Raw genomic sequence first — 12,498 nt, forward strand, 5'->3', positions numbered from 1 at the left:
ATCACTTCAACATCGGCTTCAAAAACTTCGCAGTATGAGAAACTTTATTCTTCGCAACCTGTTCAGGTGTACCTTCTGCAATAATCATCCCGCCACCTGCACCACCTTCAGGGCCCAAATCAATCACCCAGTCAGCAGTCTTGATCACATCCAAATTATGCTCAATCACCACAATGGTATTGCCCTTATTGCGAAGCTCATGAAGGATATCTAACAGTTTAGCAATGTCATGGAAATGTAGACCTGTAGTGGGTTCATCCAAGATATACAGTGTTTTACCTGTATCACGTTTCGCAAGTTCACGTGCCAATTTCACACGTTGCGCTTCACCACCTGACAGTGTCGTTGCAGACTGACCTAAACGAATATAACCTAAACCCACTTGATTCAATGTTTCCAAACGACGATGAATCACAGGAATAGCATCAAAGAAATGCATGGCATCTTCAACTGTCATGTTCAGAACATCTGAAATATTCTTACCTTTATAACCCACTTCTAAAGTTTCACGGTTATAACGTTCACCATGACAATTATCACACGGCACATACATATCAGGTAAGAAGTGCATTGCCACTTTGATCATGCCGTCACCTTCGCAGGCTTCACAACGACCACCTTTCACGTTAAACGAGAAACGTCCCGCAGCATAACCACGTGCTTTGGCTTCAGGTGTTTGCGCAAATAATTCACGAATCGGGGTAAACAAACCCGTATACGTTGCAGGGTTTGAGCGAGGTGTACGTCCAATTGGGCTTTGATCAATATCAACAACTTTATCAAGGAATTGCAGACCATCAATCGAGTCAAATTTCTCAGCCGTTAATGTCGTTGCACCATTAAGCTGTGTCGCTGCCAAAGGCAATAAAGTACGGTTAATCAGCGTAGATTTACCTGAACCAGACACACCAGTCACACAGGTCATCACACCCAAAGGAATGGTTAAATCCACATTTTGTAGGTTATGACCCGCAGCACCCATCAATTTAATTTGTTCTTCAGGCTTTGGTGGTTCAGTACGTTTTTTCGGTACTTCAATTTTCAGTTTGCCTGATAAATATTGACCCGTGAGAGATTCATTATTCGCAAGAATTTCATCATAAGTCCCTTCAGCAATCACATGACCACCATGAATACCAGCACCAGGACCAATATCGATAATATGATCTGCTGCACGAATCGCATCTTCATCATGCTCAACGACTAAAACAGTATTCCCCAAATCACGTAAGCGGACTAAGGTTTCTAATAGACGATCATTATCACGTTGATGCAGACCAATCGACGGTTCATCGAGGACATACATCACACCCATCAAACCTGCGCCGATTTGCGAAGCCAAACGAATACGTTGCGCTTCACCACCAGACAAGGTTTCTGCTGAACGAGAAAGACTTAAATAATTCAAACCAACAGAGACTAGAAAGTGCAGGCGCTCACGAATTTCTTTAAAGATTTTATCGGCAATTTCGCCTTTTGCGCCATCAAGATTTAAATCTTGATAATAACTTTCAGCATCACCAATCGACATTCTGGTAATTTGGGCGATGGTTTTATCTTTTACTCGAACATGACGTGAAATTTCATTTAGACGTGATCCACCGCAAGCATCACAGGCCGCATTAGACAGGTACTGTGCCAAATCATCACGAACATAGTTTGACTCTGTTTCACGATAGCGACGTTCTAAATGTGGCAAAATTCCTTCAAAAGGTTGTACACGATTATGTTTACGACCCCGTTCGTCGATATAACTTAAATCAACTTTTTCTTTGCCTGTGCCGTAGAGAAATTTCTTTTTGGTGTCGGCATCCAGTTCATTCCAAGGCGTATCCAAAGAAAAGCTAAAATGCTCAGCCACTTTTTCAATCATGCTGTAGTAGTACGGACGTTGTCTGTCCCAACCACGAATAGCGCCTTGGCTAATCGACACATCAGGACTTGGAATGAGTTTTTCGGCACTAAAATGGCTACGAGTCCCTAAACCATCACAGGTTGGGCAGGCACCAAAGGGATTGTTAAATGAAAATAAACGGGGCTCAAGTTCTGCAACAGCGCGGTCACATTCTGGACATGAGTGTTTAGCTGAAAAGACCCGATCTGGGTGTTCACCGTTCATCCACGAAAGAATCGCAATATCACCGCCCAAACGTAGAGCCGTTTCAAAAGACTCTGCAATGCGGTTGCCGAGGTCATCACGGACTTTAAAACGATCCACCACCACTTCAATGGTGTGTTTTTTCTTTTTATCGAGTTCTGGAATTGGGTCGAGATCAACAATCTCACCATCGACGCGCGCCCGTACAAAACCTTGACTTTGTAGCTGTTCAAACAGGTTGGAATATTCACCTTTACGCTCACGCACCACAGGTGCAAGCAGCATCAGCGCTGTCCCTTCATCCAATCCTTTTACGGCATCGACCATTTCCGATACGGTCTGTGCCACCATCGGCAAATCATGCTCTGGGCAAAATGGCGTACCGACACGTGCGTAGAGTAGACGTAAATAGTCATAAATTTCGGTAATGGTGCCCACCGTAGAGCGTGGGTTATGGCTGGTTGACTTCTGTTCAATCGCAATGGCAGGGCTTAAACCTTCAATTGAGTCAACTTCAGGTTTTTCCATTTGTGATAAGAACTGGCGCGCATAGGCCGAGAGCGATTCGACATAACGACGCTGGCCTTCGGCGTACAGCGTATCAAATGCAAGCGATGACTTACCTGAACCAGAAAGTCCCGTGATCACCACGAATTTGTCGCGGGGAATATCAAGGTTCACATTTTTTAAGTTATGGGTACGTGCGCCTCGAATACGGATATGACTTTGGCTCATAAAACTATCTCGAAATTGTGCAGATGAAGGAGGTATATGATAACGACTTATGCTTTATTCAAGTGTTAAACATGATTTTATAGCGACAAATCATGTCGGCCAAAAGAAAAGTGATGCTGCTAAACTGTAGCTAGATTTCAGTGTTGAAACAAGTCTCAAGCTATCGATATTGGCTGCGACTGAAGATAGAAAGATGTTTACGCATTGCGTAAAAAAGAGTGGATCTCCCATTCGGCGCAGCGCAAAAGTTGCATCATGGTTGTGCTATTTTTGGTTTGCCATACGCCTTCAGGGATAGAGTGTTGTAGTGTTTGCAGCATTTAACATGCTAGCGCATAACGACGTTCAAAGATTGAATCGACCGTCTCAAAAGCAAAGGGACGGATAATGTCATGATGAAGACGGGCATAGAAATTGACTTTGTGCTCAAGAGTTTGCAAGAAGGCATCGTAGTCATTTTCAAAGTCTGGTAGGTCGAGTAAGTCTTGTTCTCGACTTAAAACGCAATGATATTTTTTAATAAACGCCAACATCAATTTTTGAATATGTGGATTGGTATAATAAATGAGATAGGTCGCGGCAGAACCGCAGTGTAAACAGCCTTTTTCAAGGTAAATTTCTTCGTTATTTAGCCAGCAACATTGTACGGTAAAAAATGCACGAATGGCTTCAGTACCAAGAGTATCCGGATGCATGAGAACGGCCCTCGAAAGTTAATTATGCAAATGATAATTATTATCATTACTAGGGTTTAGTTTTAAATGCTTAAAATAGCAATCGCGCCTTCTGAAAAAATACGATATTCGGTCAATAAAAAGCCCTGAAGGTTTCAGGGCTTTTTGGATCATTTTCGCTTTTAAGCGTGGTCTAAACCGAGCCATTGCTGCTGTTTATAAGCGCTGTCCCAGAACAACCATTCCAGTTCAGCCCCTTTACGGTAGGCTTTATGCATTTTCTCAATAGTGTCTGCATCGCAACGCGCAGCCACTTTATCGATGGTTGCAATTACATTACGTACTGCTTGGTTGAATTCTTCACCTGCGTAAGTATCAATCCACGCTTGGTACGGGTTGTTGGCGATAGAGTTACCCACAATGTCTTTACCGACTTCAGCATAAATCCAAAAACAAGGTAAGAGCGCTGCTAACACCACAGGGTAGCTTTCAGACCATGCTGTTGCCGTTAGAAATGAAGTGTAATGGTGACATGCCAAAGTCAGAGGTGTTTCTTCAAACTGTTGTTTTGAAATATCAAAATTTTTCATAAAGCCATCATGCAAACTGCGTTCCACCACAATCGCTTCTTTGGCTCCTTGGCTAAACTGGATAATGTCATCGGCCTCATACGCTTTGGCACCACACACCGCTAAAGCACGACCATAAGCCACCAAGTAGTGCGCATCTTGAATCACATAATGACAAAATGCTTCTTTATTAAGTGTGCCTGAAGCCAATTCTTGGTTAAAAGGTAAAGCCAGTGTTTTTTGATATAAGTCGACATTACGTTGCCAAACGTCTTGAGAAAAAGCCATGATTAGATCCTGAGGGAAGCCAAAATATGGGCAAGACTATAACAACAGTTTGCGCGGAACAACAATCCATTTCCGTACATCGGTGAGATAAGTAAAAATTAACGAAGATGTTTTGGTTTCAGACTTAAAAAGCGTCATAATTGCGGCCATAAAACTCAACCTGTTTTTTTAAGTTTTCGTTCATCTCCAAATTTTTTATAGGTCGATCTGTCATGATGAAACATTTTGGTTTCTCTATCATTTTTACGATCGTGTGTCTTGCGTTATCTGCGTACTGGGGTTTTACCCATGGACCAGAAGCGGGCTTAAAGACCATGTTTACTGCTTTGACCATTACTGCAATTTTAGCGGTGATGGAGGTCTCGCTATCTTTTGATAATGCCGTGGTCAATGCATCTGTGTTACGTGGCTGGGATCATTTCTGGAAAACGTTGTTCCTGACGGTGGGTATTTTAGTCGCTGTATTTGGTATGCGTTTAATCTTCCCTGTCGCAATTGTGGCGGTAACTGCAGATATGGGCTTTGTTGAAGTCGTACAACTGGCTTTGAATGATCCAAAAACCTACTCGCAACGTCTGATGGATCATCACCCTGAAATTGCTGCGTTTGGTGGTGCATTCTTGTTACTCGTGTTCTTAAACTTCTTTTTAGATGAAGAGAAAGATACACACTGGTTCCGCTGGTTAGAACGTCGTTTGACCAACTTAGCCAATGTTCCTGCAATGTCGGTATTCCTTGCACTGATTGCACTTTTGGTGATGGCGGCCAATGTCGATGAAGCCAAACGTCTGGTGGTGACCATGGCGGGAATCTGGGGCATCGTGGTTTATATTGGCGTACAAGTCTTGAGTCATTTGTTGGGTGGTGAACCTGAAGTTGATGAAGATGGCAATGCAGTTACGCATGATGCCAATGGCGCAACCACAGGGGTAGTCAAAGCAGGTATTGGTGGTTTCTTATACCTAGAAGTACTTGATGCATCGTTCAGTTTTGATGGCGTAATTGGCGCGTTTGCGATTACTTCGGATGTCGTGATTATTATGCTGGGTCTCGCGATTGGTGCGATCTTCGTGCGTTCGATGACCATTTACTTGGTCGAAAAAGGGACTTTGGATGCCTATGTTTTCCTTGAGCATGGTGCACACTACGCGATTGGTGCTTTAGCATTCATTATGCTGGCAAGTGGTACAGGTCTACATGTACCAGAAGTCGTCACAGGCTTAATTGGTGTGGCCTTTATTGTTTGGGCTGTTATTGCTTCTATTCAATACAAAAAACATCAAGCCGCTTAAAGCAGATTGCTTTAAACCGCGGAAAAGCGCAGCTCAGGCTGCGCTTTTTGTTTTTCAGATCAGGAAGGCTTTTATTAAACATAAAATTCATGCCGCTAGTCGGATTGAATAGCCTATAATCTTGATCCAAGATTAATTCAATACAGTCTGTCCTCGTTTATGATGAATGCTTTAGAACGTCGTTCAACTTTTGCCTTAAGCAGTATTTTTGCCTTACGCATGTTGGGTTTGTTCATGATCATCCCTGTATTTTCTGTAGCAGGGCAGACCTATGAATATGCAACGCCTGCGTTGCTCGGTTTGGCTGTGGGGATTTATGGCTTAACACAGGCCATTTTACAGATTCCTTTTAGCTTGATTGCCGACCGTTATAGCCGTAAGCCTTTGGTGGTTTTTGGGCTACTCCTGTTTGCTTTGGGCGGTGCAATTGCAGCGATGTCAGACACTATTTATGGGGTGATTATTGGTCGTGCCATTGCGGGTGGGGGTGCAGTGTCTGCGGTGGTGATGGCACTACTGGCGGATGTGACCCGTGAAGAAAACCGTATGAAAGCCATGGCAACCATGGGCATGAGTATCGGGGTTTCTTTTGCTGTGGCTTTTAGTTTGGGGCCGTGGCTTACGGGTTTAGTGGGTATTTCAGGATTATTCTGGGTAACGACCATCATGGGTTTGGCAGCTATTTCGATGCTGTTTTTGGTGCCCAAAGTCACCCGCCATCACCGTAATTATCAACAAGGTTATTTGGCTCAGCTCAAACAAGTCTTAAAAATGGGCGATCTGAACCGTCTGCATGTATCGGTGTTTAGCTTACATTTATTGCTGACGGCAATGTTTATTTATGTCCCATCGCAACTCATCGACTTTGCAAAAATTCCACTAAATTCGCATGGCTGGGTGTATTTACCGCTGTTGGTGATTAGCCTATTTTTTGCCTTTCCAAGTATTGTGTTGGCTGAAAAATATCGCAAAATGCGAGGCATCTTTTTAACGGCTATTGGCGGCATTATTTTAGGTTTAGGCATCCTAATTTTTGGCTTTGAGTCGAAGTATATTTTGCTGACAGGTTTGGGCTTATTCTTTATTGCTTTTAACGTCATGGAAGCGTTGCTGCCGTCATGGTTATCGAAAGCTGCGCCAATTCAGTCTAAAGCCACCGCGATGGGCGTAAATGCCAGCAGCCAGTTTTTAGGCGCATTCTTTGGTGGTGTCACAGGCGGTCAGTTGCTGCTGTTAAACAATACAGCCTTGGGCTGGAGCATCCTGACTGGACTTGCGATTGTTTGGTTATTGATTAGTTTTGGCTTGGCACAACCGCGCTATTTGTCTTCGATGGTATTGCGTTTACCTGAACATAAACAAACGGACGAATGGACTTCACAGCTTTTAGCGATTCGTGGTATTGAAGAGGTCGTGGTGATGTCTGATCAGCAAGTAGCGTATGTAAAAGTCGATAAGCAGCAAATAGATGATGCTACGCGACAAGATTTAACGCAGTTGTTGGGGAAAGAGGTAGCCATTTAAGCATAACTCTTATAAAGTAAATAATAGAAATAGATAGGAAGTAAACATCAGATGCGCGGTGTAAATAAAGTTATTTTAGTGGGCACATTAGGCCGAGATCCAGAGACGAAAACTTTCCCAAACGGTGGTTCGTTGACCCAGTTTTCAATTGCAACGAGCGACTCTTGGACAGACAAAAGCACCGGTGAGCGTAAAGAGCAAACCGAATGGCACCGTATTGTGTTACACAACCGTCTAGGTGAAATTGCGCAACAATACCTACGTAAAGGTTCGAAAGTTTATATTGAGGGTTCACTGCGTACTCGTCAGTGGACAGATCAAAATGGTCAAGAACGCTACACCACAGAAATTCGTGGTGAGCAAATGCAGATGCTCGACAACAACCGTCAGCAAGGCGAGCAAATGCAAGGCGGAAATGATGGTTATGCACAACCACGTTTCAACAATAACCAAGGTGGTGGTTATAACAATAACAACAACCAAGGCGGTTATGGCGGTAATCCAGCAGCGGGTAATAGCAACAACCAACAAAGTGGTTATGCGAACAATAACCCAAGCGGTTTTGCACCAAAGGCGGCTCCTCAGTCAGCGCCTGCGGCAGCACCAGCAGATATGGATGATGATCTTCCATTCTAACTTGTGCAATATCTAAATATTGTATGAAGTGAAAAAGAACTTGATTTATATCAAGTTCTTTTTTTATGGCTAGGCAAATTTGGTATTTAAAAAAGAGCTTTATAGAATAAAAATGTTCAGCTAATACGAGTGACAGAGCATACTTTTCCTTTCTATAAAAAAGGAGCCTCTGATGAGATCCCTTTTTAAAAAGACTAAATGCTAATAAATCATGCTAAAGATTGCTGAGGATGAACCATATTTTTGATCGATAGCACATCAGCCAAAATTTGATCAGACAATAGGTTTTCAGCTTTAATTAAAGCCAATACACTTTGACCAGTTTCATTGGCTTGTTTTGCAATACGAGTCGTTGTTTCATAGCCCAAATATGGGTTGAGTGCAGTAATAATACCGATTGAATTATCTACATTGGCCTGACAGTGTTCAGCATTGGCACGGATGTTTTCAATACATTTATGTTGGAACATTTGCATCGCTTTACCTAACAAATCGATCGATTCGAACAGTTTAAAAGCAATTAACGGCTCCATCGCATTGAGCTGTAACTGACCTGCTTCGGCCGCCAAAGTAATGGCCAAATCATTTGCAATGACTTGAAAACACACTAAATTCATTGCTTCTGGGATAACAGGGTTCACTTTACCTGGCATAATTGAGCTGCCTGGTTGACGCGGCTCCAAATGGATTTCATTCAGACCAGTACGAGGACCACTAGAAAGTAAACGCAGGTCATTGGCAATTTTTGAGAGTTTAGTCGCGGTACGTTTTAAGAAGCTCGATAATAAAACGAAATCACCCATATCTGAGGTTGCTTCGATTAAATCAGGTGAACTACTGATCTGCTTTTGCGTAATTTCAGACAATGCTGCGATGGCATATTCACGATACTTAACTTCGGTATTGATCCCTGTTCCAATTGCTGTTCCGCCCAAATTTACAACACTTAAAGCAGACGGCATGATGTCATTGAGCTTGTTTAAATCATTTTGTAAGGTATTTGCAAATGCGCCAAATTCTTGACCTAAGGTCATTGGAACGGCATCTTGCAATTGGGTACGACCCATTTTTAAGATATGCGAAAACTCATCGGACTTGTTCTTAAAACTTTGAATTAAATTTTGAAACGGGCTGTTCAATTGCTCAATTGCAAAAATTAAACCCACTTTAATGGCTGTTGGATAGACATCATTGGTTGACTGAGACATATTAATATCATTATTTGGATGTAAATATTGATATTCGCCTTTTAAATGCTCTAAATGTTCTAAGCCAATATTAGCCAGTACTTCATTGATATTCATATTGGTGGATGTTCCCGCACCACCTTGAATCATATCAATTGGAAATTGGTCATGATACTTATAATTAATAATTTGTTCACATGCATATTGAATGGCATTGTATTTATTTTCTTCAAGTTTATTGAGTTTAAAATTGGCTTCTGCGCATGCAGCTTTAACCATTGCAAGGGCATTAATAAAAACAGGGAATTGATTGAGTTTATTTGGACTTAAATTAAAGTTCTCTAAAGCTCTTAAAGTTTGTACACCATAATAGCAATGAGTAGGAATTTCTTTATGTCCTAATAAATCCTTTTCAACGCGTGTGTTAATCTTAATGTTCATTTAAATAGACTCTAATCTCGAATAAATCGATATTAAAGTGCGCACGGTTTTTTTTCTAATGTAAAAATATATTACTACATGCATTTTTTGCATAATAGATTATAATTGATCAAAGGATGAGTGAAGAATGAGTTATGACTTTAGAAATTCGATGGATTGAAGATTTACTTGCATTAGAGCAAGAAAAATCGATATCTCAAGCAGCAGCTCTACGACATGTCACACAGTCTGCCTTTACGCGTAGAATTCAAAATATTGAAAACTCATTGGGTTTCCAAATTTTGAAAAGATATAGTAAAAATATTGATTTCACAGAAGCGGGGCAAGTTTTACTTGCTTCTGCAAAAAACATACAAAATCAACTCACTACAACAATAAAATATTTAGAAAAGAATGTGAGACATGATGAATTAACCGTCAAGTTTGCAGTGTCACACTCGCTCATTACCCAGTTTTTCCCCCGCTTTATTCATGAGTTAGCGATGGATATGACGGACTTAAAATTGGAAATTATTGCCTCTAATTTCAAACAGGGCATGCGCTTATTAAAAGATGGTTCGTGTGATTTTTTAATCAGCTATTGCGATCAAAAAACATTAGAACAATTCGATCGTTCTTTGTTCGAATTTCATAAGATTGTTGAAATGGAAATACTCCCTGTGACGGCCTTAGATCATGACGGGACTGCCAAATATTCACTCGATCAGTCTTTTCCTTTGTTGTCTTATAGTAAACAAGCATATTTAAGAAACTGTGTGGATAAAGCGATTGAAAATAAGTTGGATTATAGAACTTTATATGAGACGGATAATGCAGGCGATTTAAAAGAGCTGGTGTTGCAGGGTTTAGGTGTAGCATGGCTGCCTAAATTATTGGTTGAAAGAGAAATTCAAGAAAATAAATTAAAAGTACTGGAGGGTAATCAGTATTATTTATTTCAAGATGTCTATCTGGTTAAACGTGAAATGTCCTTTTCAAATCGAATTAATTATATTTGGAATATTTTAATTCAAAAAAATAAATAATTGTATTTTATTGATTATTTTGGTTAATCGTTGTCAAACATATTTAAATAATAAATAAGGTGATTTTATGAATAGTAAATAAAGGACTTTACTTACTATTTAAAAATCACCTTTTATTTTCTCTATAAATAATTCTAACTGTTATCGGCCAATTGGTTTGCGGGTGGAATGTTGTTCACCATAATACCTTCTTGCTCCGTAAGTTCATCTTTATTGCCCTCAGTACGTGCAATCACGGCAGTTGCAATACTATTTCCAATCACATTGGTTGCCGTACGGCCCATATCTAAAAACTGATCAATCGCTAAAATTAATAGAATACCGGCTTCAGGAAGTTTGAACATGGCCAGAGTGGAGGCAATCACCACAATGGATGCTCGTGAAACACCTGCAATCCCTTTACTCGTAATCATGAGGGTAAAGAGTATGAGTGCTTGCTGGGAAAAACTTAAATCAATGTTGTAGGCTTGTGCAATAAATAACACGGCAAATGCCATATACATCATCGAGCCGTCGAGGTTGAAAGAATAACCTAAAGGGAGCACGAAACTGGTAATACGTTTAGGCACACCGAATTTATCCAAAGCTTCCATGGTTTTTGGATAAGCCGATTCACTACTTGCGGTCGCAAATGCCAACATGGTGGGTTCACGCACGATTCGCATCAATCTAAAAATATCTTTTTTCAAGAAGATATAGCCGAAAGCAATCAGGAGAGTCCAAAGCACCAGTAGTCCCACATAGAACTGTCCAATGAAAATACTATAATCGATAATCAGTTTAGGGCCTTGGATAGTAATCGCGGAAGCAATGGCTGCAAAAACGGCGATAGGGGCAAATGCCATGACATAATCTGTAATTCGGAACATCACCTTACAGAGTTCATCAATTATTTTGCCAATGACGGTCGCTTCATTTTGATGTTGAACATAGGCCAGTGCGGAACCAAAGAAAATTGAGAAAACCAAAATTTGTAATATCTCATTATTGGCCATGGCTTCAGCAAAACTACGCGGGAAAATATGCGTAATGAACGTTTCTAAGCTCAGACTTGTCGCACTGACACCGATATCAACCGCTGTTTGAGGAACGGTGAGATTCATCCCAGCGCCAGGTTGGAATAAATTGGCTAAGCCCATGCCCAGTAAAAGTGAAATAAATGATGCACCAATGAACCAACTCATGGCCTTTAAGGTAATTGATCCCAGCGATGAGGATTTTCCCATCGAGACAAGACCAGAAACGATTGTTGCAAAAACTAAAGGTGCAATAATCATTTTAATTAATCTTAAGAATACATCGGTCACTATTTTAAAATAGGCGGCAAGTTCTGTGGTTTGTGCAGTCGTTAACGTGCTATGAAAAGCCCAACCAATCAGTATTCCAGAGATCATGGCAATCAGAATATATTTCAGTAATTTCTTCTGCTTCATACTTATCGTTCCTTCTTTAATCTTCTTTTCATCAACTTTTGGCCTGATGTAGCAAGGCATTGATGACATTCCATGTTGATCAATTTATATAGGCATTGCTTTAGATATTGAGTGCTAAATCGTCGATTGGGGATTTAACTGTGGCAAGTGTTACTTTTTTTTAAAAAAAACGACAATGCAATTTTTAATTCAGTTATGCAAAAAATGCATGAGATGATTCTTTAGTTTTACTTGATATATGTGAGCTGTTCTTAATATAAAGACCGAATGTTTGTTTTTTTAATTCTGATTGGTGATAGGAAAGATACTAAATTTTCTGATTCTGTGAAGAAGAGCCAAGGTCAGAAAGCGAAGCCAAAGTTAATCAATACAAGAACTCAAAACCAAGCTTGCACTCATCATTTTCCCACGGACAAAACCATTGAATTGCCTGTTTTATCCAATCTTTTAATAATCAGCTCATTATATTAAGCTACTGATATAAATAGATAATTAAAGTGAATATGTATCGTGCTGATGTCGTTAATTTAGCATTATTGAATAATTTCATGACTTTTCACAGCTCACGTACAAGGGCTTGATATTTTCATTATTTC

General features: G+C 40.5%; 10 protein-coding genes. 4 read left to right on the forward strand and 6 right to left on the reverse strand.

The annotated features are described in order from the left end of the window. Position 1: 1 nt before the first annotated feature. The 4 genes from uvrA to tenA form a co-directional block, all read right to left on the reverse strand. Complete coding sequence (uvrA, locus tag AC5EUN_RS00365) at positions 2–2,833, reverse strand: excinuclease ABC subunit UvrA (RefSeq protein ID WP_493352110.1); 2,832 nt, start codon at positions 2,831–2,833, stop codon at positions 2–4. A gap of 197 nt (positions 2,834–3,030) precedes the next feature. Then, positions 3,031–3,153: a hypothetical protein gene (locus tag AC5EUN_RS00370; RefSeq protein WP_289845600.1), complete on the reverse strand. Its 123-nt coding sequence runs from the start codon at positions 3,151–3,153 to the stop codon at positions 3,031–3,033. Then, positions 3,154–3,528, reverse strand: coding sequence for a hypothetical protein (locus AC5EUN_RS00375; RefSeq protein ID WP_159152714.1), 375 nt, complete (start codon positions 3,526–3,528; stop codon positions 3,154–3,156). It abuts the gene before it with no gap. 161 nt (positions 3,529–3,689) lie between these two features. Continuing rightward, entirely contained in the window at positions 3,690–4,364 is a 675-nt protein-coding gene (gene tenA / locus AC5EUN_RS00380; RefSeq protein WP_004691671.1) for a thiaminase II, read from the reverse strand. A 212-nt stretch (positions 4,365–4,576) separates the two neighbouring features. Between tenA and AC5EUN_RS00385 the strand changes: the two genes are divergently transcribed. From AC5EUN_RS00385 to ssb, 3 genes are all read left to right on the forward strand, one after another. After that, positions 4,577–5,656: a DUF475 domain-containing protein gene (locus AC5EUN_RS00385; protein ID WP_058870674.1), complete on the forward strand. Its 1,080-nt coding sequence runs from the start codon at positions 4,577–4,579 to the stop codon at positions 5,654–5,656. A gap of 159 nt (positions 5,657–5,815) precedes the next feature. Beyond that, positions 5,816–7,180, forward strand: coding sequence for an MFS transporter (locus AC5EUN_RS00390; protein WP_004978200.1), 1,365 nt, complete (start codon positions 5,816–5,818; stop codon positions 7,178–7,180). A 51-nt stretch (positions 7,181–7,231) separates the two neighbouring features. Beyond that, the gene (gene ssb, locus AC5EUN_RS00395; protein WP_004691666.1) at positions 7,232–7,816 is read left to right on the forward strand and encodes a single-stranded DNA-binding protein; all 585 of its coding nucleotides are present in this window, start codon (positions 7,232–7,234) and stop codon (positions 7,814–7,816) included. Between the two features lie 209 nt (positions 7,817–8,025). Here ssb and AC5EUN_RS00400 read toward each other — a convergent pair whose 3' ends face one another. Further along, positions 8,026–9,444: an aspartate ammonia-lyase gene (locus tag AC5EUN_RS00400; protein ID WP_493352111.1), complete on the reverse strand. Its 1,419-nt coding sequence runs from the start codon at positions 9,442–9,444 to the stop codon at positions 8,026–8,028. A 134-nt stretch (positions 9,445–9,578) separates the two neighbouring features. Between AC5EUN_RS00400 and AC5EUN_RS00405 the strand changes: the two genes are divergently transcribed. After that, complete coding sequence (locus tag AC5EUN_RS00405; RefSeq protein ID WP_493352112.1) at positions 9,579–10,469, forward strand: LysR substrate-binding domain-containing protein; 891 nt, start codon at positions 9,579–9,581, stop codon at positions 10,467–10,469. 134 nt (positions 10,470–10,603) lie between these two features. Here the strand turns inward: AC5EUN_RS00405 and AC5EUN_RS00410 are convergent, their stop codons facing one another. Beyond that, positions 10,604–11,902 carry a dicarboxylate/amino acid:cation symporter gene (locus AC5EUN_RS00410; protein ID WP_332476339.1) on the reverse strand — a complete coding sequence of 433 codons (1,299 nt, stop codon included), beginning with the start codon at positions 11,900–11,902 and terminating at the stop codon, positions 10,604–10,606. Between the last annotated feature and the right edge of the window lie 596 nt (positions 11,903–12,498).

It is taken from the genome of Acinetobacter sp. CAU_H_S170_2, from assembly GCF_058890445.1.

Coding starts and splice junctions, on each gene's coding strand:
- AC5EUN_RS00400 (WP_493352111.1), bottom strand. CDS start 9,444: ATGAACATTAAGATTAACACACGCGTTGAAAAGGATTTATTAGGACAT.
- AC5EUN_RS00410 (WP_332476339.1), bottom strand. CDS start 11,902: ATGAAGCAGAAGAAATTACTGAAATATATTCTGATTGCCATGATCTCT.
- AC5EUN_RS00370 (WP_289845600.1), bottom strand. CDS start 3,153: ATGCTGCAAACACTACAACACTCTATCCCTGAAGGCGTATGGCAAACC.
- AC5EUN_RS00390 (WP_004978200.1), top strand. CDS start 5,816: ATGATGAATGCTTTAGAACGTCGTTCAACTTTTGCCTTAAGCAGTATT.
- AC5EUN_RS00385 (WP_058870674.1), top strand. CDS start 4,577: ATGATGAAACATTTTGGTTTCTCTATCATTTTTACGATCGTGTGTCTT.
- ssb (WP_004691666.1), top strand. CDS start 7,232: ATGCGCGGTGTAAATAAAGTTATTTTAGTGGGCACATTAGGCCGAGAT.
- AC5EUN_RS00375 (WP_159152714.1), bottom strand. CDS start 3,528: ATGCATCCGGATACTCTTGGTACTGAAGCCATTCGTGCATTTTTTACC.
- AC5EUN_RS00405 (WP_493352112.1), top strand. CDS start 9,579: ATGACTTTAGAAATTCGATGGATTGAAGATTTACTTGCATTAGAGCAA.
- uvrA (WP_493352110.1), bottom strand. CDS start 2,833: ATGAGCCAAAGTCATATCCGTATTCGAGGCGCACGTACCCATAACTTA.
- tenA (WP_004691671.1), bottom strand. CDS start 4,364: ATGGCTTTTTCTCAAGACGTTTGGCAACGTAATGTCGACTTATATCAA.